Genomic DNA, 25601 nt, shown 5'->3' on the forward strand with positions numbered 1-25601 from the left:
GACATGATTAAAGAACAGCGCTAAATGAAGAGTTTCATACCAAAAGAAAAACCTCTAGGCTCTCCCAGAGGTTTTTACGAATGCTGTGGTTCAGTTTGTGATTGAACGCTTGGCTTTGGGTCTTTCTTTTTATCCCATAGAATCGTGAGACTGATTAGCGTAACGAGTATCGTCGCTCCCATGTCTGAAAGGATAGCGATCCATAGTGTTAACAATCCTGGAATTGTAAGCAGAAGGGCAATGAGTTTTAATCCGAGAGCAAGTGCAATATTTAAACGAATTGTTCGATTCACACGCTTTGCGATCGTTATGGCTTCCGGTAGCTTTCCAAGATGATCCTGCATGAGTACTATGTCTGCGGTTTCTATTGCACTATCCGTACCCTTTCCCATTGCAATGCCAAGGTCAGCAGAAGCAAGTGCTGGAGCATCGTTAATACCGTCACCAATCATTGCAACTTTACCTTCTCGTGTAAGTTGCTTCACTCTCTCGACCTTTTCTTCTGGCAAAAGACCAGCATAGTAAGAACGTACACCAACACGACTGGCTACTTTCTCAGCTGTTTGTTCATGATCACCTGTTAGCATCACTGTATTTTTAATTCCTAACGCATGAAGATTCCTAATGACAGAGGTACTCTCTTCTCTCACTTCATCTGAGATTCCGAAAACACCAAGTATACTTGTAACATCTGCTACAATAACAAGCGTTAAGCCGTCCTGTTTCATCGCTTCGATTGTGGATTGGATGGTAGAAGTCATCGTAACATGATCAACACTCTTCTCATTACCAACCCAATACTTTTCACCATCAATTTCAGCTATGACTCCCTCACCCGAAACAGTTTCTACATGACTCGCTTCTTTTTCAGTAAATGAAAAGTCGTTTACTTTATCCATGATTGCTTTTGCAAGTGGGTGCGAAGAATGTTTTTCAACAGCCGCTGATATAGGTAGAAATCTTTCTCGATCAAACATTTCATATCTCTCAACGTATGGAGTACCTTTTGTTAGCGTTCCTGTCTTATCAAAAGCAAGCGTATCAATTTTGCCAAGCTGTTCAAGATAGACGGATCCTTTCACTAGAATACCGTTTCTTGCATTCCGGGTGATGCCTGAAATATTTGCAATAGGTGAAGAAAGAATTAACGCGCAAGGGCATCCTACGATTAAAACAGCAAGCCCTTGATAAAACGATTCTCCCCAGGCACCATTAAAAAATAATGGCGGAACAAGCATGACAAGTGCTGAAATCAGCATGATGATAGGCGTATAGTAACGTGAGAATCGGTTAATAAATAATTCAGTTGGCGTTTTGGTTTCTTGCGCTTCTTCTACGAGATGCAGTATTTTCGAAAGGGAAGAATCCTCATATGCTTTTGTAATTCTGACGCGAAGAATGCCTTCGTTATTAATACTGCCACCAAAAACAGCTTCACCTGTTCTTTTTTCTACAGGCATCGCTTCACCTGTGATAGCTGATTCATTCACTGAACTATAGCCTGCTTCTACTTCACCATCGGATGGAATTTTGGCACCCGATTTCACAAGAACAAGATCATCTACCTTTAATTCATGAATGGATACCGTTTTTTCTATTCCATCCTGCAGTAATAGGGCTTCTTTAGGCGCTATTTTAAGAAGAGACTCCATCGACTTTCTAGCTTTCTCCATTCCAAGCCCTTCAAGGTATTCATTCAGGCCGAATAGAATCGCGACGAGTGTTCCTTCCTTCCACTCACCAATTGATACAGCACCGATTAATGCGATGGTCATTAATGTTTCAATATTGAACGTAAGTTTCGTTAGATTTCTGAGTCCTTTAATGAACGTTTGATACCCGCTCAAGATAATAGCAGCTAAGTAGAATGGGACAGCTGGAATTGAACCCATCCCGTCTAATAGTAGTGCTAGGATGAAAACACCTGTAGAAATGCCAAGGTATATTTTCATTTTGGAATGTCCATGGTTATGCTCATGAGAATGACCAGGCTCGTCTTCTTCTTTTATAAGAGAGGCATGATCGGATGCAAGAATTTTTTCAACCTGATCAAGGTTCACTCTCTCATCTAATTTCAGTTTTCCTAAGTTATATTGGATGCGAGCAGATTCCCCATATTCTAATTTCTGAATTTGTTGTTCCATTCCAGCAGCACAATTTGGACACGACAGGCCCTTTAGGCGATATTCTTCCATAGATGTAAGCCTCCCTTCCTGAAAGGTTTCAATTATTATATTCAATATATGAGCATGTGTTCATATTGACTTAAGTTCAATTCTACTGAATCCTTTTTGTAATGTCAAAGAAATTCATGAGATAGCTGAAGATAAAGATACAGTACAAGTATTCCCAGAGTAACAAAGAAAAACAGCTCTCTCTTTACTATTCTTCCCAGCACTTTACCAATCATTTCATGAAAAGCCACATAACATAGGGAGCCAATTGCAATACCCATGAAAATACCATTCCAATCCTTTGTTGGAGCAGTATACATGCCTATTCCAGCTGAGAATGATAGGACTAGTGAAACAATACAAGCTGCTAGCACAACAACCATCTCGTTTAATGTGCTTATTCGAGTGAGAATATATAACGCGATTCCCTCTGGTAAATGATGAATAAAAAGAGCCAGTAATAGCGCCATCCCAAACGCTTCATTGCTTCCGCTCATTCCAAGTGCAATACCAACGGGAACGTTATGAGCAAGAATAGCGAAAACGAATGCGATGAGAGAGAGGTAACTTTTATGCTTAAACATTGAATGAAAAGCACTTTCCATATAGTTAAATAGAATGAAAGAAAGGGAAAAGCCAGCGAGAAGTGACCAGAAATTAAATAATTGAATACTTTCCGGTACTAGCTCAAACCCAATAACACCGATTAGCATGCCTCCACAAAACAAGTAGAGTGCTTCTAAATGATGTTGATAATAGGTATAAGCCCACTTTCCTAACACGGCTCCTAGCAATAACCCACCAAAACCAATAATAAAAATCTTGATTAAGATAGAAAGTAACATGTGGTACCCCCCTCGTCCCATCAGCGCATTATATTAAGAAAAGTGGGATATTATGAATCTAAAAAAGCGAGAGACAGGGAACCTCCTGCCTCTCGCTTATCTTTTATTTAGGCTATGCTAATGAACAGTGTTGATTTTTGGCTCATTTACGCCCTGTGGTGACCTTTCAGCAGAGCTGAAAGGCGAGTGAAACTGAGGTTTCACTCGAATGAGCCAAAAATCGAGAAATCAACAATTTGAGCTAACATAGCCTTTATTTAATATCGTAACCTTGTTCTTCTACAGCTTCATTCATAGCCGATACGGATACACTTGAATCGTCGTAGGAAACAGTTGCAGTTCCTTCTTCTAGATTCACTTCAACGCCTGAAACACCTTCAAGCTCTTTCAATGCTGTTGTCACTGCAGATTTACAGTGGCCACAAGTCATACCATCAATTTTCAAAGTTGTTTGTTCCATAGTAATCCCCTTTCAAAAGTTAGTAAAGTTTTATCCTTTTTAGCCTAAGTGAATTTGTCACAACAGAAACAGAGCTAAACGCCATAGCCGCACCAGCTACCCACGGAGCTAGTAGACCGATTGCTGCGATTGGAATCCCAATTGAATTATAGAACAATGCCCAGAATAAATTCTGACGAATATTCCGCATCGTTTTGCGGCTTAACTGGATTGCTTTTGGAATGTGTTCAAGATCTCCTCCTACAAGCGTAACGTCTGCTGTCTCAATCGCTACATCTGTACCAGTACCGATCGCCATTCCAATATCCGCTGTAGCCAGTGCCGGTGCGTCATTAATACCATCTCCGACCATGGCGACCCGCTTTCCTTGTTTCTGTAATTCTTTCACTTTATTTGCTTTTTCCTCTGGAAGAACTTCAGCAAACACACCACTAAGCTCAACCTCGCTTGCAATGGCTTCAGCCGTTCTTTTGTTATCGCCTGTAATCATATATACATCTATCCCAAGCGACTTTAATTCGTTAATAGCGTTTTTAGACGTCTCTTTAACCGTATCTGCTACAGCAATGATCCCTTGCACTTCACCATCGAAGGCAATAAACATTGCTGTCTTACCATTTGTTTCGTATTGAACCATTTGATCCTCATGCATTGAAAAGCCAAGCTGTTCCCGCTCCATTAGCTTTCTTGTACCAACAAAGATCTGCTTTCCGTTAACATTAGCTACAATACCATGTCCTGGTATTGCTTCAAATTGTTCAGCTTCTTTCACCTCTACTTCTCGTTCGACTCCGTATTGAACGATGGAACGAGCAAGAGGATGTTCAGAAGCTTTTTCTGCTGCTATCAAGTTCTCTAATACATCTTTTTCGTCAAGCTGAAACGCATGAAAATCCGTAACCTCAGGCTTACCCTTTGTAATCGTTCCCGTTTTGTCTAGGAGAATGGCATCAATTTGATGAGTACTTTCTAAGAACTCCCCACCTTTAAAAAGAATACCATGTTCAGCACCTTTCCCTGTACCAACCATGATCGACGTAGGTGTTGCAAGACCAAGTGCACATGGGCAAGCAATAACTAAGACGGCGATAGCTGCCTCTAGCGCCTGAGGAAGGTAATAAGGATCAACGACGAAATACCAGACTAGAAACGTTACGCCCGCTATACCAACTACAATCGGTACAAAAATACCTGAAATAACATCTGCCATCCTTTGAATAGGCGCTTTTGATCCTTGCGCCTCCTCAACGATTTTAATGATTCCAGCAAGCGCTGTGTCTTTTCCAACTTTCTCTGCTTTCATTGTTAAAGTTCCGTTCTCATTCAGCGTAGAACCTATAACTACTGCGCCTACGCTTTTTTCGATCGGAATGGATTCCCCTGTAATCATTGACTCATCGACTGATGAAGCTCCTCTTTCAACAATGCCATCGACAGGAATCCTCTCGCCTGGTCGCACAACAATTACATCGCCAACTTGAACCTGATCAATCGGAACTTTTACCTCTTTACCACCTCTAATAACACTCGCTTCTTTTGCCTGTAAACTTAGAAGCTTAGTGATCGCCTGTGTCGTTCTGCCTTTCGCAAGGTCTTCAAACAACTTTCCTACTAGAATAAGCGTGATGAGAATCGCACTTGTTTCGAAATATAGAGATGGATTATAAGTAGGAGAAAGATATCCTCTAATTCCTTCTACCACACTATAGAAATAAGCTGCTGATGTACCGAGTGCGACTAGAACATCCATATTCGCACTTTTATTCGCCAGTGCTCGATACGCGCCCGAGTAAAATGAAGCTCCAATATAAAATTGAACTGGTGTAGCTAAGAGAAATTGGAACCATGGTGTCATGAGTAATCCTGGCACAGGAAGAGCTGTTTCAAAAGGAAGATGCGCAAGCATCGTGTAGAGCAATGGCAATGAAAGAATGGCTGACATAAGTAAGCGCAGCTTCTTCTTTTTAATTTCTTCTTCCTTATGCGACTTTTGCTCCTCTCGATCCTTTTTAACTTCAGCTTCATATCCTAACTTCTTAACTTTTTGCAAAATCTCATCTAGCGTAATGGCACCAGACATGTATTCCACTACACCTGACTCAGTTGTTAGATTAATAAAAGCTGTGTCGACACCTTTCGTCCGGTTTAAGACTTTCTCAATTCTCGTTGAACAAGCGGCACAAGTCATTCCGTAAATATCAAGTTCTACTTTCTCTTTAGGAACACCATACCCCAGCTTTTCAATTTTGCCTACAATGTCTTCTGCCTTAACCTTCTCTTCATCGAACGTAATGCTCGCCTTTTCCATTGTAAGGTTGACGTTAGCCTCTACTCCATCCATTTTGTTTAACACTTTCTCAATTCTTGATGAACACGATGCACATGTCATACCTGTCACATCAAGAGATAATTGCTTCTTTGCCTCCAAAGATCTCACCTTCTTATTTAGAGAATTGTTGGATGACCTTCATAAGTTCCTCTATATGATGGTCTCCATCACCATCTTTAATTGAACTTGAAACACATGTCTTCGTATGTCTTTCTAGGAGTGTATAACCCACCTTTTTTAAGGCCGCTTGAATAGCAGAAAGTTGAATAAGAATATCAACACAATAACGATCATCGCTGACCATCTTTTGAATCCCTCGTATTTGACCTTCAATTCGTTTTAAACGGTTTTGAAGTTGCTGTTTCTCTTCTTCTGTTCTCGGCTCAGAGGGACGTTTTTCTGGTTGTAATGACATGTTCAATTCATCTTTCATACCAATCATCTCCTTCTCATTGAGTCACCTTTAATATACCCCCATAAGGTATATGAGTCAACAAAAGGACTCCGACAAAACAAAAACAGTCCGAATATCCCATAAGGATTGACCGGACTGTTTCTAGTGAACATTAAGGTTATATTCTCCTACTGTATTCGCTCCAGTGGTAGTGTCATACACCGAATTCCACCACCCCCGTTTTCTAATTCATCCACATCTACTTCCACCAACTTTTTATGCTTTAACTTCGGATGTTCTTTAAAAATACTTTTATTTGCTTTCGTACTAATGAGCAGTGTTTCTGGATCAATATTCAAGAAATTAATATCGGCAACGGTGTGCGTAATGTGAGATGTCCACTCCACATCGAAACCGTGTCGCTTTAAGAAGTCACCGGCCATTTGATAATGAAATGTTTTTTCTGTTCGCACTTGTACAGGAAGATAACTTATATAGCTTTTCCCAAGAAACAAGTCCTTTCCTACCACATTACAATTCATATCAAGGTGCATCGTATCTGGACGACGAGGCAAATCGATAATGCCAATTTCAGAGAAACCCGCTTTAAATAGGTCACCCTGTAACGCTTCAATACTTTCGATGCTTGTCCGAATACCTGCATTGATGAATATCGCGTTTTTATTCAATACCATCACATCACCATACTCTAACGCTTTTAACTTATTATTAGCACGAATATGGAAGGTTTCTTCATTAAACCACTGTTGAAATAATCGATGAGATTGAAAATATTCTGGTCGTCTCATGGATGTACCAGCCGCACCTGGTAGCATCGTCTCACCAAACACACAGGCGAGGTCACGAACGAAAATCCGATTAATTAATTGCTCATTAAATTTCAAATCCTCTTGAGACAAATGGACAGAGTAATCAATGACTGTAACTCCCGCTTCCTCCATTGCTCTAACCATATCTTCATGATTACGACGAGCCTTCTTTTGTTTTACCGCTTTTTCCCACTGCAAGTCTGTCGCCGTTTGTTGGTCAGGAACGTCAAGCAAAGACGGGGAACAAACCACAACCGTTTTTAATTCATCAGATTCGTTCCAACAGCTCGGATGGATATTCATCACTCATAACTCCTTTACAATGTGATCTCTCCTTACTGTTTCCTTTGTAGCCTAAAATGATTCTTCGCTATTAAAGCACATAAACAATGTATGAACTTCTCAAACTAAACAAAAGGGAGAGATCGCTATGACTTGTAAACCTCCAAAAGACAATAAATTATCCTGGTGGCAAATGTCATTCATTGGTGTTGGATGCATTATTGGAACTGGGTACTTTCTTGGTTCGAGTATCGCTATTCAAAAAGCTGGTTTCGCTGTACTGATTGCCTATTTAGCTGCAGCAACTGGCACATGGTTTGTATATGAAGCTCTAGCTAACTTAACCGCTCATCACCCCGAAAAAGGATCTTTCCGAACATACGCTAAACAAGCTTTCGGAAATTGGGCAGGTTTTAGCAATGGTTGGATCTACTGGTCCTCTGAGATGCTAATCATGGGTAGTCAGTTAACAGCACTAGCTATATTTGTACAGTTCTGGTTTCCAAAGCTCCCGATATGGATTTCAGCAGCCTTTTTTGCTGCACTTGGGCTATTAATTATTCTAATCGGCGTAAAACTCGTTGAGCGAATGGAAAACTTGTTTGGAATGATGAAAGTAGCAGCTATTATTATGTTCATACTCATAGCGGGAGCTGCGTTATTTGGTTGGATTGATCCAACCAAGGCCCCATCCTCCACATCATCGTCTCTAACGTTCTTTCCTAATGGCGGGATCGGGCTTTGGGTTGCGCTTCTTTATGCGTTCTATGCTTTTGGTGGCGTGGAAGTAATGGGGCTGATGGCACAGGAATTAAAAGATCCAAAGGACGCACCGAAGTCTGGGAAAATCATGCTAGTAATCCTAACTGTGCTTTATCTTTTATCGTTCTTTCTCGTTCTAAAGCTTGTAAAAGCTACAAAAATTGATCCAAACGAAAGTCCTTTTTTAACGGCTTTAACTCAATACGATATTCCATGGATTCCCCATGTATTCAATTCCATCTTAATAATCGCTGGGTTTTCCACAATGGTTGCCTCTCTTTATGCCGTTACAACGATGTTAGTAACACTAGCAGATGAAGGAGATGCGCCACACGTTTTCGCACAAAAAAGCAGAAAGGTTCCCCTACCTGCTTTTATCATGACTTCTTCTGTTGTTGTACTCTCTATCGGGATTGCACTATTGCTTCCTGAGAAGATATTTGAGTATACTACAACAGCAGCTGGACTCATGCTGTTATACAATTGGATTTTCATCCTTTTGTCATATCGTAAATTAATGGCAAGTTCTTCACTAGATCACATGAAAATTATAACAGCATTCATCCTCATTTTATTCGCTATCAGCGGAACCCTATTTGATAAAGTTAGTCGGCCTGGTTTTTTTGTCAGTATTGGGCTTATTACTTTAATTGCTTGTGCAACGTATATCAAGCTTAAAAGAAAGTCAGCTTAAGGTTGGAGCTTTTTAAACTTATTCATCATAGCTGTAAAAGGACATTTGGAAAGTGAGGAGTCATTATCATGCAAAAAGTACTGCTCCCATTCATAATTGTCTTGTTGACCGTACCACTTAAGTGCCGGGTGTGGGTCAACACCGTCGTATGCGACGAGACGTTTTCTGATGGCACGCTTCAACTTTTGGCCAAATGTTGTTGACGCATTAATCTCATCGAAAACCCATCTCGGTTGAAAAGCGATAAGGAATGTTGGAAACTGTCTGCTTTTACGAATAACATGAGCAGGAGTCGCACAAAAAGCAAAATAAGGTTCCCCATCAAAGCAGAACTCCCACTCATGGTGATGTGGTTCTTTCGGTATATGCTCAGGCCACTCTTGTTCATCCAATTTGTGAACTTGATTTAAAATCGTCCAGAACTGATTCTGGTACTCATCGATCGTCGCTTCTTCTTTAACCATCTCCCTGGAATCGAAAAAAACAACCAGCGAAGCATACTTCCCTGTATCACGTGATACTTTCCCATATTGTTTAAGCAGCTTCGCTAATTGTTTATGTGAACCTTGATCAGTTGGACTACCCGCGTATCCAAAGCGTAAAGTGTCACTTATAAACCCCTGCATCCCTGGTATACAAGGATATGGATTCTCCTCATCACCCATCATGTTTACAAAATCCTTATACGTAGATCTTTGCCAATCCTCAAGACAATCTCCATGTTGTTCAAACCAGCTTTTTGTAAATAAATCCATACATGGTCCCTCCTTAAAGCTACACGCGTTATCCTATTAGGAGGGACAACAATAGGTGTCTGTCTATCCAATTAACAAACGAATTGCTTCACGACCAAAGTACACCCCAAACCCAATTAAGATCACACCAGAAAGAATCGAAATCCTACTGAGAACTTTAGGGCTCATCCACTTTCTAGCACCTGTTGCTACTCCAGCCATCGTAAGATCCCAAACAGTAATTCCAATAAAGATGCCTAAACTATATACAAATAGCTGAGAGGTCCCATAAGAAGTCGACGTTTTAGCTAGAATCGAACCATAAATCCCAAGCCAAAAAAGAATATTGAGTGGGTTTGAAATAGCCATTAAAAAGCCGGTCCGAAATGATTTACGATTTGTTTCTTTCCGTTCCCCCTTCCGTACTTCTACCAATGATGCAGCATTTTTAATACTTTCAATACCGGTATACGTAAGAACAAAACACCCAAACAACCATAAAAAACTCCTCATAAATGCTGTATCGATAACGTGTGAAATTCCAAAGTAAATCATCAACATAAATATGCCATCAGCTACCATAGCTCCAAATCCGACCAACCAGGCATTCATAAATCCAAATCGAATTCCTCGGTCTAGCTGCGCAGCGTTAATCGGTCCCATCGGTGCTGACAAAGACAAACCCAATAATATGTAACTAAAAAAGATGCTCATATCCGTCCACCTTTCTGGTTCATTCGTAACATTGTATTCGGACATGCATCGAAGTATTAATATCGTTACCGTCAATTATAAAAAGCTGAACGTTAGAAACGTTCAGCTTGATTCGTTTATTGAAGTGTTCCCTGTTGTTGAACAGGGATATAGCTTTGAAGCATCGCGTTCATATCCTGTGCACTTAGTTGAGGGACTTGATAATAGCCATGTTTGTTCTGGTAAAGAAAGATTTCATAACTTTGTTCGATGAAATTTGGTACACTATCTGCTACAACTCGACGTAGAACTGGATTGGTCATCTCAAGAGCTGTCATCGTTAAAAGAGAGGCCAATGATTTGGTTTGACTCAACATATAGGCCGATAACCCTTTATCAGAAAGCTCACTCACAGATTGATTCGGTTTCTTAGGCATACCGGGTTTTATCCCATACACAACCTCATTGCTTTGGGTCATTTCATATTTTTGAGTTGGTATCATAGGATCCTGACCAGTTTGAAAACTTTGTACAATCGTATTATACATGGTCGTAACAAATGAAGATTGCCTTTGTAGCATTTCTTTTAGTTCATCATCCTTCACATGCTGCTCATATAGCTGATAATGGTCAAGCATACTAATGATACCTGCAATAACCTCATGAGCATCAAATAGTTCGTGTCCACCATGGTTATGACCTTGAAGTCCATTTGACATCTGATTATTTTGCTGCATTTCATTTACTTGATTGGGTTGCTGCATCTTGAATCCTCCTTAGTTAAAAATGCATTCAGTTTGTAGCATCTCCAGTCATTTACCCTAGAATGTATTGAAAGCACATCAAAAACGGCCAGTTCGTTAGTGAACTGACCGTTATTATTATTGGCTATTTTCGTAGCCATGTTTTTGGAAGAATTTTAAAGATCCATACATAGCTAATTGAAGCGGAAGGTGCTCGACTCCTGCGGGACTAGCCGGACAGGTGAGACCCCACAGGCGCAATGTTTTTGTGCGCCGAGGAGGCTCACCGCCCGCCCCGAGCACCTGGAGCGGAAATTGACCACTAATTTAATAGCAACACTCTTTAAGAAAAGTGTAAAGTAAAAAAAAAGTCGGGTACTGTAAAATACAGCAACCCGCTATTTTGCGTTTCAATATAACTTTTTCAATAATTAAAGTTGGGAACCAGAAGTTCTTTTACAGTTAAATAAAGTCGGGTACTACAGGCGTAAAAATAAATATCAAGCAATTCTTAAGATACGAGTCATATCAAGTCCTTCATATAAATCATGAATAAAGTCTCCATCTAAGGTTGCGAAAAAGTCAAAACTATTCTGCTTAGTTATTGCTAAGTGTAGTGCATCAGTAATTTCTAGTTGGAAATCTTTCATATATTGATGGGCAAAGAAATAAGACTCTTTATCTGAGGACAAATGAGATACATCAATCCCAAAATCATTATGCAATGAATTAAGGAATATTTCGAAAGTGTTTTGGGCTGAACTATAATAATGGCTCAACTTTTGGCGGTCGATAAAGGATCGCTTATAGTTTTTTATAACTTCGCCAATATTAATATTAGTTCTTCTTCCATTATATAAACGCTCTAACTCCTGATGCTCAACTAAACTCATCAAATTACGGGCAGTTTGTAAATCACCTATAAAATCATCTTCCTCTTTTTTTAATACTTCATTCTTCCTTAATTTACGATAGGTAAGATTAATAACTTTGTAAATATCGTTCACAAAGAGTTTATGTACTACTTCGCTTATGACATGGTTACTAATTCCTAAAGTGCCAATACCATCTTCGCCCCACTTTTCTAGAGCCTCAGCAACTTTATCACCATTGACGTCTCTTCCATCTAAAAAAGCTAAAAGAATGCAAGCATCAACATAGATAGACTTCTGATGAAAATTATCGTTTTTAATATCACTAAAAAAGTCGACGAAATTCTTCATCATTTCCCCTTCTTATATAGATCGATAAGAGAATGGTTAGGTAAGGTATCCACTGCGAGTCTTTTTCTTAATTCCATAATGCTTTTAGGTTTCTCTTTTAGTTTGTGATTGCCACTTGCATTATTAGGTTGTACTTCCGTAAAAGGAGCTGCCGCCATTCGAATCACTCCTATTTCCTTTTTATTACTTTTATTATAAAGTGCTAAAGACCACTTGTCCATGCCAAGATAGCCTCCTTATAGATTTATTATTAATTTTTATTACTGTAACTTTGATAACAGAACAACTTTCTAATATTAGCATCTTCTCCTTTCACCTAAAGGTCTATACCCCTTTCCTCATCCAGCTATCCACTGATTCACATATTATAATGGTCATTCCAAAAAGGTAATACCTCCCAAAATCCTCTTGTTGCTCAGGCTTTTTTGGGCTAAAGTTGACTTAAAGGAGGGAATATTTTGAATCTACATAATGAAATTTGGTCTTGGAGTTCTACTCTGCCGGAATGGCAAAATGACTTAGTTAGAAGGCTTTATGAGAAGAAAACATTGAGCTCAGAGGAATTAGAATTGGTTGCAGATAATATTCTTTTTGAATTTGGAGTAATTACTAATAATACCGAACGAAGTAAGCTAGAGAAAAAACATATACCAGATAAACAAAATTCCGAAGCGGTAAAAATAGATAAACTCAATAACTTCGAAAATATAGCAGCAATTGATTCGGATAATGAATTAAAGTTTTCTCTCGATGGACTGACTGTAATTTACGGAGACAACTCTGCTGGAAAATCAAGTTATGCAAAAGTGTTAAAACAAGCTTGCAGAGCAGTTGATAACAACGTCAAAATTCACCCTAATATCTACACAGAGGAGGAATACCCTGGAAGAGCACAAATTCATATTCAGAACCCAGATAAAGCCTACCAAGTAATCAACCGTGTTCCAAATACCCCCCCTGAACCTGTTCTTTCTACTATAAGCACCTTTGATACAGACTGTGCTAAAGTTTATGCTGAATCAGAAAACAAAGTTGTATTTATTCCTACAGAACTAAATATTTTCGACAGTCTTGCTAACCATCAAAGTAAACTCAAAGACTCCTTAGAAGGAAGAAAAGAACCATTCTTAAAGAAGCTACCGGACCTTACTCACTTAGTAAAAGATCACAATCTCAAGAAGTTTTTTGAATCAATTTCATATAAAACCAAAGAAAAAGAAATTGAGGATTATTGCACCTTTACCAGAGAAGACTCGGTGCGCCTTGACCAAGTTAATGAAGACTTGCAATTAGTTTTAAGTAATGATCCCCAGAAAGCAATTAGAGAATTAGAAAGAAAAATTAGAGAGGTTGAATTATTAAAGAAAGATATTCATTCAATTAGAGAGGTTTTATCAGAAGAAACACTTCAAAGCAATCAATCCATTTATCAAGAATACCTGGATGTACAAGAAAGTTTAGCCATCCTCTCACAAGAAGCTTTTGTTCAACAACCATTATCTGGTGTTGGTTCTTCTCCTTGGAAGAATTTATGGAATGCAGCACTTGAGTTTAACAAAATTGCGTATCCGGAAAGTGACTTTCCTAACGTTGATGATGAAGCAAGGTGTTTACTATGCCAACAAGAACTCGATAAGGATGCTAAAGCAAGATTTGCGACATTCCATGAATTCATATCTAATAACTTAAGTAAAAGAGCAAAAGTATTAAAAAGAAAGCAGGATGGATTCTTAACTGCTATTAGATCTTTACCTATTGATAAAGTTGAGAATTCAACGATAAGAAGTTATCTATATGATGAAAATCCCAACATTGAAATTCAAATCGAAAAATATATACGTGCTGCCAATAGTATATGTTCAACTTTTCTTGAACCTGAAACTGACCGAATGGAGCAGCTACCTACATTAGAAGAAATAGCTCCTACACTTGAACAACTAGATCAATGGGTAATCACAAAGAAGTCTGAGCTAAACAGAAAGCAAGAATTAACTAAAAAAAACAACAAAGAAGACCTCATGGCAGAAAAAAACCATTTATATGATAAAAAAACAGCTCATGAAAACATTAATTTAATTAAAGAAATTTTACCTATCAAAAAAAACCTCTACTTAATTGAAGAAGCTATAAAGACTTTAGACACGACAAAGCTAACCAGGAAATATAACGAGTTAGCGAATGAATTCCTCACAGATCAATTCAAGGAAACCATTGATGAAGAGCTTAGAGCTCTTCGTTGTGACAATGTTTTATTCAATATTAAAAGCAGAGGAACGAAAGGGAAAACATCAATAAGATTAACCCTTGATACTGACACTAAGGTCAACTTAAGTGATGTTCTTAGTGAAGGTGAACGAAAGGCATTATCTTTAGCTTTTTTCCTTGCAGAGATATCGGCACTGCCAACTAATGGAGGTATCATTTTAGACGACCCAGTATCTTCTTTAGACCAAGGAAGGAGGGAATATGTAGCACATAGACTAATTAAAGAGTCTAATAAACGACAAGTAATCATTTTCACCCACGATATCGTCTTCTTGCACACTCTTCAAAAATATGCAAAGCTTTATGGAATAGATAATTCCTGTTGTACAGTTAGACGGATTGGAAATCGAGCAGGCATAGCAAAAACTGAATTCCCTTGGGTAGCCCAACCAATTAAAAGCAGAATTAAATACTTGAAGAATGAATTACCAAAATTGAAGAAAATGGAACAGGATTTGGATCCAGATATTTACTATAAAGAAGTAAAGACCTTCTACATGCTTTTACGCGAAGGATGGGAGCGAGCGGTCGAAGAATTAATGATTGGCGGTGTTGTAGAAAGATTTGATGCCAGTGTTAAAACACAACGACTTCGTGAAGCAAAAATTTCAGAAGAGCTTATTGAAAAAGTAAATGCAGGAATGACTAAATCCTCGATGATGGTTCATGATGAGTCGTCGGCAATAGGGAGAATTACGCCAAGTATAGAAGAAATACAGGAAGACTTAGACCATTTGGAGGTTTTTTACAAAGAATTCAGATGATTATAATTAAAGGAGCATCTAAAGATGCTCCTTTTCATCAAGTTCGTAGATATAGACAGCTTCCGAAATGGCATTTTGCACACGTTTCGCAACGCTTTTTCTAAGTCCTGCCTTTCTATAAACTTTCCATTCACGAACTTCTTCGTTATTTTTCTTTAATTCTTTTATAACCCACTGCACTCTTTTTATTTGAAAATCCTCAAGGGTTTCAACCTCCTTATGAAGATATGACATTGTTAATGGAAGTTTATCTTCATAAGTTGATAACATTGTTGTTTTATTTAATAATCGAGCAATTGAAGTTATTGTTCTTCTTGTCGGTTTTTGATTGCTCTTATCCCAGTTCTTTATTAAATATTGAGCCTGATGAAGGATTTCTTTATCTCGCAGCTCCCAGTCAACGCGCTTATTCGAAGGAGCTTTCCTTACCTTTTTAGGAGAATTGTCTTTAAGCCAATTTTCATCATTACGGTAAAGCCATATAAACGTATCGGGACGAAGAGAACGCAATTGAGTTTTACTATAATCGGCAAATTCCAATTGCAATTCTGTCCATACGGTACGATGTTTATTTTTATAACTAGAAAGATTATCTTGTTCTTCAACTGATGAAAAAGAATAACACTCTTTTTTTAACGCTTCTTCTTTCTTTTCGCCCTCCCATGAAAAATTCAAGTCTAACATTAGTGCTCTCCTTTTTACAGTCATTGGATCAACAGCCAGCTTACTTGCGATGTAACGCAATGAATTACCTTCACCAGTAAGTTCCCTTAATTTCTGATCAAACAGAAAACCAAATTCTTTTACTCGACCAATCTTAAAAGAGTCAGAAGATTGTCTGTCAGGACCTCTCCTTGAATAAATAAAACCGCAATAATTACAACAAAACGTACCCACTGGACGCTTTGTTTCATTGCAATAAGTAATGGATTCATTCTTGATCACATTTTGGTTATACTCTGTACAAATTTTGTTTAAGCAACGCCATGGACCTTCACCAAAAGGAAGATGTTTAATTGGTCTATCGAAGAAACATTCAGCTGGCTCAGAAAAATAGAGCATAATAAGAGCGTGGCGAACTGGATGAAAAGATCTTCGATGTTTTTGCATAATCATAGTTAACCAGTCGCAGTCTTCTTTTATGTTTACTTCGGACTGAATCATCTCTAAAAATTCAGCATTAAACCTCCCTTGAAAGGAGCTATACCATTCTTTTTTTCTTATCCTGTTTGAATAAGTTGCAAGCCCCCTCTCCTTTAGTCTTTCGATGTAATGTGTTCGATAGAAGTTTAAGGATCGAGGTCGAAGATTGTTATTAAGAATCCATTGCAAAATCTTAGCTAATTCAAAAAGTGGTTTTATTAGCTCAAGGGGGAGAATTCTCTCAGCATTATTTGAACAGGTAATTTTATTAGCAATAATGAACTCATGTTGATTAGCGTGTTTAATTAAAGCCGAACTGTTCCGGATAGGGACACTGTGTATTGGACAAACCAAAACTCCCGGAACCTGGTGTATACGATGCCAGTAAGTCTCTCCATATTTATCGAAGTCATCTTCACAACAGGAAGGACAATATCTTAAATAATTAAATGGTTTTATGTTACTTGCAGATATCCCTGTTCTTGTATGAATAGAACCTCCATTGTTTTGAATCATACTTTTAATAATATCGTTTGATCGGTCAGGAGGGATGAATGGTCTATAAATCGGATAAAGCGTATGATTTTCGATGACTTCCTGTGAGCTTATCTTTGAAGTTTTCAGTCTTTGGGTAAGTGTTCCAATATTCCCTTGAAGATCAACTACAGCTCGATTAGTGATTGTACCAAACAGCTCCTTAATTGTTTGTTTCGGACTCAAGGTTCCTGCGTTTTTGTGATAACGGGCAAATAAACTATAAAGCAATTCATCAGGGTATGGAGTAGGAAAGTGGACTAACAAGAATTTTCACCTCATCCAGCATCTTCATAATCGTTTTTAATAATTCCAAAGTCAAGAAAAATTTCATACGCAGAAAGCTTTTCTTTTCTACCCTTTTCTAAAAGAAAGCGGAGGTCTCTTTTATCTTTCTTGTTGGTATTTTTTTGTTTTCTCTGTTTTTGGTTGTTGTCGACCTGATTAAGATTGTTTAATACTTCATTAACAATCAACGCAGGCTTGGTTTCTATGCCTAATGTTTTAATCGCCCTTTCTGTAAGTTCTTGTGCCTTTTCTGCTTCAACGTCCAAATTAAGTAGCATGACAACAACCTTCTCTTTGAGGGAAGAAGTTTGTTTCTTTCTTTTTTTCGATTCTATTATCTTTTGTTGGCGAATCTGTTCTTTTAGATCTATCGTCTCTCTGTATTGTTCCACAAATTCATCGTAGTCAATAGGTCGAATGTCTTCATACTCGGCAATTTTAAGTGGATTTCCTGATTTCAACGCTTTCATCATGGGCTGTACAAGCTTGAAACTATCACTTGCTACCTGTTTTATAAGTCTGGAGGTGATTTTTTCTTTTCCTGTGTTGATTGCCCTAAGTTGTGAAATCATATAAAGCTTTTTAGCTATATCCAAGATACCCTGACTTTCTTCATAAAGAAGGTCATTTATTTCTTTGGTCAAGATAGTAGTGTTTTTTGTCCATTGAAACTCCCACATTCCTTCAATAAACAAATCCCACATCTCATCTTTGGGCATTTGATTCCATATCATATCACCCTGCCCACTGCCTCTTCGAGCTTGTCTGAATTCACTTTGAAGAATCGATACAGCTTTATTGGTACCAATAAGAATAACTGGGACCCCAATCGTGTTTACCAAAGTTACAAAGAAATTCAGCATTTTATCGGAACCACCGCTTCTTGCAAGACTTAAATGTTGTATCTCATCGATAATTAATACCCCGATCGCATGAAGCCTTGCTAAATGATTCATATGTTGGAGCATTGTATCGGTTGAGTTAGAACGGCTACCGAATTTCTTAAAATAATTTGTACCTAATAACTCATCGATTTTCGCAAAAAATGCTACACACATCCCTTTTATTGAACCATCAAACGGGCAGTCTATTTTCAACCAAGACAATTGAAACAAATTAAAATGATTTTGCATGTATTTAGAGTGAATAATAACCTGAGGATACAAAGACAATACCTGATCAATCGCTGTTGTTTTACCTATACCGGATATCCCTAACATTGTGAACCCTATCGCCGTTCTTCTAAAGTCTGAGGGCGCACTCTTGACAAGTTGTCCTTTCTTTAATGCTTGATAACTATGATGCTGCCATTCAGCCTGGTGACGCCAAAAGGGATTTCTCGCAATATACCCTTGCCGTATAACTCTTGAAATACGTTGCTCCAAATCAATATGTTTATTAAAAGGCTGAAAATAACTGAATAAACGAGAAATTACATGATAACGGTAGCTGGCAGAGAGCTCTCTCTCTTTGAAATTGAATTCTGGAAAAAAGGAGAGCTGGTCAATTACTTCGTCTTCTGAGAGTATTGGTGGAAGAGATTCGATTAAGGGATTGCACATATATTCTTTTAACTTCTGTTCTGTATATTCAGCTCTTATTCCAAAATTTCCACCCGTAATACGGACATACTTACCCTCGTCTAACATTTTGCAATCGCTCCTTTTGTACCTTTCTTAATTTATCAACAGAGTTTGGGAATGACAAACTTTCTTCGTCTGTATTTTGATCGGAAGATTGAATGAATTTAATTTCTTTTTCATCATACTCCTGTCTTTTGATGTCGAAAGACTCAAAATTTCTATTTCTCTCTTTCTCCGCTCTTCGATTTTCTTGTATACCTTTAACTTTTACGTGGTTACTAACATTCGATATTTCCGCTTCATTATTGCTTTTTTCTGCTTTACTTACCAAAGCTTCTACATCACTAATATGATCGGAATCTGCCTGATCAATCCTGTTCTGATTCGCCTGGTATGTCATTTCTTCATAGTTATGGAGAAATACTACATCTTGGTAAGTTCTGTTTTTGTACCTTTCCTGATGTTCCAACAGATAACACCGTTCATAATCCCCTGTATCCTCATCTCTCATATATATAAAAGAAGTATTCCTTGGATCGTGGGAAATTTTAACCTTCCAAGATTTATTCATCCTGGCTCTTTCAAACCATTTCTCTTTGAGAGCTGTTTCGCAAGAATAATGCATTTTATTAAATTTAATACCTTGGGAAGTTACAGTCGCCTCAGCTCTCGGAAGAAGGGTAAGTTTAACAAGTTCCTCGGAGTAATATTTTAATTTACCTGTTCTGTTTTGGATTCCCCACTCCCAAATGTCCCTTGGTCTAAGTTCTACGTTTTGGGCTATCATTTCTTCATCTTTGTGGTAAGTGCGGAGGTAGTGCTCGTTGTTATGGTGTAAAACACATTTAATCATTAATTGAGTAAATTCCTCAAGGTCAAATTTTGCATCCAATCGATAGTCCCTAGCCCCCCTTTTCTGAAAGTCCTTATCAATATACCCAGGCAGAAAAGGCTTTACTTCACCATGAAAAGTTCTAAAATACCTTTCTACTATTCCTTTCCAATCTGCTCGGTAAGGGGGGGTGTTCTCAATACGAATGTTAAAAGCATCCGCAAGAACATCGGCTCTTTTCCCTACAAGTTCTCCTCTATCTCCGAGTATCGCACTAGGAAAATACTTACTACTCCAATCTTGGGGTTCAATATCAATACCATACCTTTTACAGAACTCAACTTTGTCTGCTGCTGTATTGCATAAAGCCATTATCATCCCTATCCAAGAGGGACCTTCCAACCCGACATATAGCCCCACAATCAACCTACTAAAGACGTCAATAACAACGTATATTACCGGTCTTCCAATAATCCATTCCTTGTTATAACTCGATTTAAGGTAAACATCTGCAATAGTAGCATCAATTTGAAATTTTGAACCTGGTCCCACTGCTTCACTTCGAGAATTACCTAATAATGCCCGTTCCTTTAAATTGAAATTTCTTGAACCATTTCGTTTCTTAGAAGTTGCTTCTATATTGTTGAATTGGCTAAACCAGTATCTAAATTGCCCTATACTGGGTACTTCATTTGCATCTTTCAATATAGGCTTCTTAACACCATTCTCAAAGCGATATCCATCTCCATAAAATTCTTTTTTCATTTGTTTATAAGTAAATGAAAGCGGATTTTTTTTAGAGGTATGATACCACTTTGTAATACTTACTTGTATAATCCTTTTATCTTCTTCTGTCACATTCATGCCGTTACCAACAGAGTGGGAAAATTTTTTAGGACGACCAACCTTATTACGTCCCAACTGTCTCATTTTCCCTTTTCCTCCCGAATTTTTGTAAAGTGGTAACAGACTGTCTTTAGTTTTTCCTCCCTGCCAGTATTGTCTGAGATATTTATATATCAAACGTTTTGATTTTTTTGTTCTCGACTGTTGCTCCTTAATCAGTGCTCCCCTTAATTCACGAACATAGATTTCCGGTTCTTTTTCAACTATGTTAGAGATAGCACTCCATCGTTCTTCCCGCAACAAAGTATGACTTTCTTTAGCTCTCTCTTGGAAAAAAGCAGTTAAAGGTTCTTCAGTTATAAAGTTCAACTGTTTGTCTTTTAGCAGTTCTGTGAGAAAACTCACTAGTCTTTTTTCAGGTAGTGGTGCATCATCGTTTAAATTAATCGTAAATAATATTACACCATCAGACCAAAGGATTCGCTCCAGTATTTCATCTCCTTCAGCAGATGTATACTGAATGATTTCATTTTCAGTAAAGAGCAATCTTATCCCTCTCCTCGTATTGTTTGATTGTTAATATTGAATCTTTAATGGAGGAAGTGACACGGAATGGCATGTTCATATCGATTATCACTTCTTTACGGGCTATTAAGTGGTGCAAATAGGATAGGGAAGTACCTCGTTCGAGATTGTACTCTTGACCAAAAAAATCCAGCACTTCAATAACTGTTCTTTCCTTAATCCTAAGTAGCAGTTTCAACTCTTCCATTAATCTTCTTAATCCTTCAGGGTTAATACTTTCATCGATATAGTAGCTTGAATGAATCCACTTAATATTCTTTACTATTTCAATCGGAATTTCTTTTTCCGTAATGATCCCCCACTCAATCCCATAATCTTCCCAATACTGTCTTTCTATCTCCAACTTTTCAATGGTTCTATTATCCTCCAATTCCTTTGAAGGCTTGACTGTCCTTGCATAGGTTACATCTTTACCGTTTTCCAAACGATTTATAAGAAAGTCTGTCGTCATTACCATAGGGGTATCGTTCTCATCATTAGTTGAATGCTTTATTTCCTTATCTTTTGATATTGCATACGTTTCTTCCCTTTTTAACGGGAACTGTTCACGTACATCAATAACAAAGTCGGACCACTCAAGGAGATAGAAATAGCTTAATTCTAAATCCGAAAGGAAATGGTGAACTCTTTCTGTCTTCCAACCTTTTACTCTGGAGACTCTCCCTCTTGAAGGAAAGTCCTGAACCTGGATCCAAGGAATATAATCTTTCCCTCTGTTTTGTCCACGACCTTCTTTTAGGTATTTGGCAATTTTCTTTTCATTCCAATTAGAATTATACTTAGCCATATCCTCACCTCGGGTGTTAATATTTACCACAAAAGAAATATTATTCATTTCCTTTTCGCTTCATACTACCCTTTGTTAGAACAAACTTCATCAAACAAGTTTTACTAGCCAAAGCCTCTATGACAACAAAAAAAACATATTAAATGTTTAAATTAGCACTGGAAAAAACAGTGAAAATCATTTATTAATATGTTTTATGGTTAATCACATTTACCATTTTAGGAATTTACAGAAGCAGTTACGAATAACTAATTAAACCTTTCCTCTCTTTTTTGGAAAAAATAGTTCAAAGTTAAAGACACATTTCTATATTGAAGCACCATCATTTGGATATTTATGTTAAAATCACACGAGGAAGGATTTGAAATATAAAATATAGTTATCAAAGAAAAGAGGAGTGATACTAATGAAATTATCCATATCAGAGCAATTAACATACAGTACAGTTAGAATTGAATGTACTTCAAATGAAGGAAAATCTACGGGGACTGGATTCTTTTATACAATGAACGTTGAAGAAAAGTATATTCCAGTTATAGTTACTAATAAACATGTAATCGAGGACTCTAAAGATGGTCTTATTCATTTTAATTTAGCAGATAATAATGGAGATCCTATTGAAGGAGAATATCATAAAGTTGAAATCAGTAGTTTCGAATCGAGTTGGATAAAACATCCTAATCCAGAAGTTGATTTATGTATTCTTACTATAGGTCCAATATTAAATAAACTAGAACGTTCAGGAATAAAACCCTTTTATATTCAAGTCGACCAATCACTTATTATGAATAATGATCAATTAAAAGAACTAAATTCAATTGAAGATATTGTAATGGTCGGATATCCAAATGGAATATGGGATGCAGTAAACAATATGCCAATCATAAGAAAAGGAATTACTGCTACTCACCCCGGATTAAATTATAACGGGAAACAAGAGTTTATGATTGATGCTGCATGCTTCCCCGGCTCCAGTGGTTCTCCAGTTTTTTTATATAACCCATCAAGTTATAATGATAAAAATGGAAATACTATTATAGGTTCAAGAATAAAGCTCTTAGGAATTTTATATGCTGGTCCACAACATACTGCTTCAGGTGAAGTTAAGATTATAAATGTTCCAACAGCCCAAAAGCCAATTGCAATTTCAAGAATTCCCAATAATCTTGGTTTAATCATTAAATCTTATATACTTAATGAATTTGAACCTATCTTGAAAGAATTGATTTAATATCAGCTTTATATCATCAAACCATCATAAAAAGGTCAGAGGCTCATGCCTCTGACCTTTTTATTTAGCGTATTAAAAGATTAAACTGCCGACGCTACAATATCGTTATCAAACCGAGTAATTAGCGTTTATTTCTTTTCCACAACCCCTTCAAAACTAGATAATCATAACAAACACTAATATTAACTTTTAATTCTTCGCTTATCTCTTTAATTTTCTTACCCTTCTCATATAACATTGCAACCTGTTCCACTAGTTCCTGATTGGGATGTGGTTTCTTCCTTCCGGATTTTATCCCTTTTTCCTTAAGATATTCATAGCAGCTTCGTGGATGAACATTCAACTCTTCACTTATTTTATGAACACTTGAACCACTTAAATACATATTTGCAACTGTATCTTTCAACTCCTGATCGACCCTTTTACGTTGTCTCGTTGATATACCACTAAGTTTTAAATACTGATAAACAGTAGTATAGCTAATATTGTATTTTTCTGTTATATCTTTGCTAGAATACCCATTTAAGTACATGGCTTTAACTTTATCTATAAATTCTTCATCAAGACGAGTTCTTCCTTTCACCATTTCTTTAGTAATTCCACACTGCCAAGAACAATTTCCTTTTTCTCTCACTAATCGATAATAAGGTTTTTCAACTATATTCCCACATTTACATTGCACTTCAACAAACATTCGAGCTTGTTTCCCTTCACTTTTCCTACCTATTAGTTTGGTGACTGTTAAATTTCCGAACTTTTTCCCAACTAGACAATTAGAAAGCATGTTTTGTCTTTCTATATCAGTTTTCTTCACAAACTCCTTTGCGTTTTCTTGAGTAATCACCCACATATTGTCTTGATCCTTAAATGCTCCTTTAATTTCTCCATTAGTAACCAATATTCTAATAATTTCTGGGAATGTGTTTACTAATAAAGCTAACTTTGTAATCGAATATACTTTAATTCTTTTATTTTTTTTCTTTTCAATTTCATTTAATAAGAAAGGTCTCCTTTGAAGTACCATCTCATGAAGATCGTTTGTATCATATTCATCTAGCTCTTCTAAAAATTTTATGAATTGTTCAAGTGTATTGCCACCATAATGAAATTTATCGTGAAATAAGTCATGACAGTTCCTACATAAGGAAACGCCATTCTCTTCTGTATATCTTAAATTTTCATATTCATTAAATCCATATAAATGGTGAGCAATTTCTCCCAGGTTATTTCTACAAACTTGACACGTAGGATAAGCCCTTTTTATTTTTCTAAACCAACGTTTATATAAAGCTTCCGTTCTTCCTTCGGAATTCTGTATACTTTTTCCGTGAATATATAGTGGATTATTTTCCCCTCGATAATACTCCGCTTTACATATATTACAAAGAAATGCATTGCTATCTTTAAAATCTTGTATTTTATATTTAAACAACTGTTGGATCCACACTTTATCTTCATGTCCTTTTACACAGATGACATCAATTGTTTGCTTCTTTTTTATGTTCTCCAATTGTTGATTATCTTTTATGATAAATCCTAATTCTTTTTGATATTCTTCTATTTTCAATCGAAGTAAATGACTTTTACACCTACCGCATCTTTCATGTCTGAAAATTATCCTATCAGGGGATTTTATTTCAGTATGTCCGCACTCAATCCATTTGCCTTCAATAGCATACTTAATCCCCTTCCAATTATTAGGGTTGATTTCAAATCCTAATTCTAATAGTTCAATGGCAGCTTCGTTAGGTTTTCGTACAACTGGATTTTTTTTAGGGTTAATTGTTTTCAAACATAACTCACACCTGCACCTGAGTTGTTGTTTTCCTAAGAATCCAGTTCTGCTTACCTTCCACTGCGATCCATTTGGACAAATAACAGGTAATGAAAAATTTGCGTTTTCGTAGTTCTCTAGCATAAATTTTGGTTTATATTGTTCTTTTTTTAATTTTTCAAGGAAAGTTTCACAAGCTTCTTTACGATTTGCAGACCGGATACACCCAATGCATTTATTATCTTGGGTCTTTATTTTTCCTGGTGCTAGTTTTCTTAGGTGACCTTCTGGACAAAGAACTTCAACCGTTTTTGCAGCATTCCTAACTTCACCTGTTCTTTTCCATCCTGGAAGATGTTTCTCTAATTCCAAATCAAATGTTTGCTCAGTCCATTTTTTCTGTAAAGACATATATATCACCTCCAAAAACATATGGCTAATTATACCACTAAATAAAATATCGAAGAGAAACCTCTTACTTTTTCCAAATAAGACTCATAATATCTATATTCAAATTCCGCACTTTTTCCCTAATTTTTTAATTATTCGAGCCCGTTCCTTATCCTGTTTCAAAAAAGTAAACTAAAAAAACACAGTAATGTCTTTACCATGCTTGTTCCAACCCAGAACGACCTGGGAATGGTAAAGTAAATAGATTTCCTTTAACTTACGATTTTTACATTAAGTTTAAGCTAAGTTACACTTGCTAAATCAACAAAAAAGAACGCCAAAAAATTGGCGCTCTATTTCATGAGTGATTTTACGTTTTCTACACTAATAAAGAATCTGCTAGACCTATGTTTATC

General features: G+C 37.1%; 19 protein-coding genes. 3 read left to right on the forward strand and 16 right to left on the reverse strand.

From position 1 onward, the window contains the following. Positions 1 to 74 precede the first annotated feature (74 nt). From AB986_RS18030 to AB986_RS18055, 6 genes are all read right to left on the reverse strand, one after another. Complete coding sequence (locus AB986_RS18030; protein ID WP_048313025.1) at positions 75 to 2195, reverse strand: heavy metal translocating P-type ATPase; 2121 nt, start codon at positions 2193 to 2195, stop codon at positions 75 to 77. 104 nt (positions 2196 to 2299) lie between these two features. Further along, positions 2300 to 3019 carry a ZIP family metal transporter gene (locus tag AB986_RS18035; protein ID WP_048313026.1) on the reverse strand — a complete coding sequence of 240 codons (720 nt, stop codon included), beginning with the start codon at positions 3017 to 3019 and terminating at the stop codon, positions 2300 to 2302. 253 nt (positions 3020 to 3272) lie between these two features. Beyond that, positions 3273 to 3479 (reverse strand): copper chaperone CopZ, encoded by a 207-nt coding sequence (copZ, locus tag AB986_RS18040; RefSeq protein WP_048313027.1) that lies wholly within the window; start codon positions 3477 to 3479, stop codon positions 3273 to 3275. A gap of 19 nt (positions 3480 to 3498) precedes the next feature. Then, positions 3499 to 5907, reverse strand: coding sequence for a heavy metal translocating P-type ATPase (locus AB986_RS18045; protein WP_084006638.1), 2409 nt, complete (start codon positions 5905 to 5907; stop codon positions 3499 to 3501). 13 nt (positions 5908 to 5920) lie between these two features. Then, positions 5921 to 6241, reverse strand: coding sequence for a metal-sensing transcriptional repressor (locus AB986_RS18050; RefSeq protein ID WP_048313028.1), 321 nt, complete (start codon positions 6239 to 6241; stop codon positions 5921 to 5923). A 149-nt stretch (positions 6242 to 6390) separates the two neighbouring features. After that, complete coding sequence (locus tag AB986_RS18055) at positions 6391 to 7335, reverse strand: arginine deiminase family protein (RefSeq protein WP_048313029.1); 945 nt, start codon at positions 7333 to 7335, stop codon at positions 6391 to 6393. A gap of 127 nt (positions 7336 to 7462) precedes the next feature. On the opposite strand from AB986_RS18055, the gene AB986_RS18060 reads away from it, so the two are divergent. Beyond that, the gene (locus AB986_RS18060) at positions 7463 to 8770 is read left to right on the forward strand and encodes an amino acid permease (RefSeq protein WP_048313030.1); all 1308 of its coding nucleotides are present in this window, start codon (positions 7463 to 7465) and stop codon (positions 8768 to 8770) included. On the opposite strand, the gene AB986_RS18065 is transcribed toward AB986_RS18060, so the two are convergent. The 5 genes from AB986_RS18065 to AB986_RS18085 all read right to left on the reverse strand — a co-directional run bounded on the left by AB986_RS18065 (position 8767) and on the right by AB986_RS18085 (position 12384). Continuing rightward, positions 8767 to 9525, reverse strand: a complete 759-nt coding sequence (locus AB986_RS18065) for a YqcI/YcgG family protein (protein ID WP_048313031.1) — start codon at positions 9523 to 9525, stop codon at positions 8767 to 8769. The genes AB986_RS18060 and AB986_RS18065 overlap by 4 nt on opposite strands. Positions 9526 to 9588: 63 nt before the next feature. Further along, positions 9589 to 10218, reverse strand: coding sequence for a LysE family transporter (locus tag AB986_RS18070; RefSeq protein ID WP_048313032.1), 630 nt, complete (start codon positions 10216 to 10218; stop codon positions 9589 to 9591). 116 nt (positions 10219 to 10334) lie between these two features. Further along, entirely contained in the window at positions 10335 to 10961 is a 627-nt protein-coding gene (locus AB986_RS18075) for a spore coat protein (RefSeq protein WP_084006639.1), read from the reverse strand. Positions 10962 to 11440: 479 nt separating this feature from the next. Continuing rightward, complete coding sequence (locus AB986_RS22620; protein WP_152671034.1) at positions 11441 to 12166, reverse strand: PIN domain-containing protein; 726 nt, start codon at positions 12164 to 12166, stop codon at positions 11441 to 11443. Beyond that, positions 12163 to 12384, reverse strand: coding sequence for a hypothetical protein (locus AB986_RS18085; protein WP_048313034.1), 222 nt, complete (start codon positions 12382 to 12384; stop codon positions 12163 to 12165). The genes AB986_RS22620 and AB986_RS18085 overlap by 4 nt, the downstream gene beginning before the upstream one ends. A gap of 237 nt (positions 12385 to 12621) precedes the next feature. Here AB986_RS18085 and AB986_RS18090 point away from each other — a divergent pair, with 237 nt between their 5' ends. Next, complete coding sequence (locus tag AB986_RS18090; RefSeq protein ID WP_048313035.1) at positions 12622 to 15192, forward strand: AAA family ATPase; 2571 nt, start codon at positions 12622 to 12624, stop codon at positions 15190 to 15192. Between the two features lie 18 nt (positions 15193 to 15210). Here the strand turns inward: AB986_RS18090 and AB986_RS18095 are convergent, their stop codons facing one another. The 4 genes from AB986_RS18095 to AB986_RS18110 are packed head-to-tail and all read right to left on the reverse strand — an operon-like array spanning position 15211 to position 21790. Further along, a complete protein-coding gene (locus AB986_RS18095; RefSeq protein WP_048313036.1) occupies positions 15211 to 17136 on the reverse strand; it encodes a TnsD family Tn7-like transposition protein in 1926 nt (641 codons plus the stop codon). 11 nt (positions 17137 to 17147) lie between these two features. After that, positions 17148 to 18806: an ATP-binding protein gene (locus AB986_RS18100; RefSeq protein WP_048313037.1), complete on the reverse strand. Its 1659-nt coding sequence runs from the start codon at positions 18804 to 18806 to the stop codon at positions 17148 to 17150. Then, the gene (locus AB986_RS18105) at positions 18790 to 20964 is read right to left on the reverse strand and encodes a Mu transposase C-terminal domain-containing protein (RefSeq protein ID WP_053216250.1); all 2175 of its coding nucleotides are present in this window, start codon (positions 20962 to 20964) and stop codon (positions 18790 to 18792) included. The genes AB986_RS18100 and AB986_RS18105 overlap by 17 nt, the downstream gene beginning before the upstream one ends. After that, positions 20951 to 21790, reverse strand: a complete 840-nt coding sequence (locus AB986_RS18110) for a heteromeric transposase endonuclease subunit TnsA (protein ID WP_048313039.1) — start codon at positions 21788 to 21790, stop codon at positions 20951 to 20953. The genes AB986_RS18105 and AB986_RS18110 overlap by 14 nt, the downstream gene beginning before the upstream one ends. 406 nt (positions 21791 to 22196) lie before the next feature. Here AB986_RS18110 and AB986_RS18115 point away from each other — a divergent pair, with 406 nt between their 5' ends. Beyond that, complete coding sequence (locus AB986_RS18115; RefSeq protein ID WP_048313040.1) at positions 22197 to 23021, forward strand: S1 family peptidase; 825 nt, start codon at positions 22197 to 22199, stop codon at positions 23019 to 23021. Positions 23022 to 23142: 121 nt separating this feature from the next. Here the strand turns inward: AB986_RS18115 and AB986_RS18120 are convergent, their stop codons facing one another. After that, positions 23143 to 25206, reverse strand: coding sequence for a helix-turn-helix domain-containing protein (locus AB986_RS18120; RefSeq protein ID WP_048313041.1), 2064 nt, complete (start codon positions 25204 to 25206; stop codon positions 23143 to 23145). Positions 25207 to 25601: the final 395 nt, after the last annotated feature.

Origin of the sequence: Guptibacillus hwajinpoensis (assembly GCF_001039475.1) — a bacterium.
In the GTDB taxonomy this organism is placed as follows: domain Bacteria; phylum Bacillota; class Bacilli; order Bacillales; family Guptibacillaceae; genus Guptibacillus; species Guptibacillus hwajinpoensis.

Coding starts and splice junctions, on each gene's coding strand:
- AB986_RS18100 (WP_048313037.1), bottom strand. CDS start 18,806: ATGTTAGACGAGGGTAAGTATGTCCGTATTACGGGTGGAAATTTTGGA.
- AB986_RS18050 (WP_048313028.1), bottom strand. CDS start 6,241: ATGAAAGATGAATTGAACATGTCATTACAACCAGAAAAACGTCCCTCT.
- AB986_RS18110 (WP_048313039.1), bottom strand. CDS start 21,790: ATGGCTAAGTATAATTCTAATTGGAATGAAAAGAAAATTGCCAAATAC.
- AB986_RS18055 (WP_048313029.1), bottom strand. CDS start 7,335: ATGAATATCCATCCGAGCTGTTGGAACGAATCTGATGAATTAAAAACG.
- AB986_RS18060 (WP_048313030.1), top strand. CDS start 7,463: ATGACTTGTAAACCTCCAAAAGACAATAAATTATCCTGGTGGCAAATG.
- AB986_RS18030 (WP_048313025.1), bottom strand. CDS start 2,195: ATGGAAGAATATCGCCTAAAGGGCCTGTCGTGTCCAAATTGTGCTGCT.
- copZ (WP_048313027.1), bottom strand. CDS start 3,479: ATGGAACAAACAACTTTGAAAATTGATGGTATGACTTGTGGCCACTGT.
- AB986_RS18035 (WP_048313026.1), bottom strand. CDS start 3,019: ATGTTACTTTCTATCTTAATCAAGATTTTTATTATTGGTTTTGGTGGG.
- AB986_RS18120 (WP_048313041.1), bottom strand. CDS start 25,206: ATGTCTTTACAGAAAAAATGGACTGAGCAAACATTTGATTTGGAATTA.
- AB986_RS18065 (WP_048313031.1), bottom strand. CDS start 9,525: ATGGATTTATTTACAAAAAGCTGGTTTGAACAACATGGAGATTGTCTT.
- AB986_RS18075 (WP_084006639.1), bottom strand. CDS start 10,961: ATGCAGCAACCCAATCAAGTAAATGAAATGCAGCAAAATAATCAGATG.
- AB986_RS18070 (WP_048313032.1), bottom strand. CDS start 10,218: ATGAGCATCTTTTTTAGTTACATATTATTGGGTTTGTCTTTGTCAGCA.
- AB986_RS18085 (WP_048313034.1), bottom strand. CDS start 12,384: ATGGACAAGTGGTCTTTAGCACTTTATAATAAAAGTAATAAAAAGGAA.
- AB986_RS18115 (WP_048313040.1), top strand. CDS start 22,197: ATGAAATTATCCATATCAGAGCAATTAACATACAGTACAGTTAGAATT.
- AB986_RS22620 (WP_152671034.1), bottom strand. CDS start 12,166: ATGATGAAGAATTTCGTCGACTTTTTTAGTGATATTAAAAACGATAAT.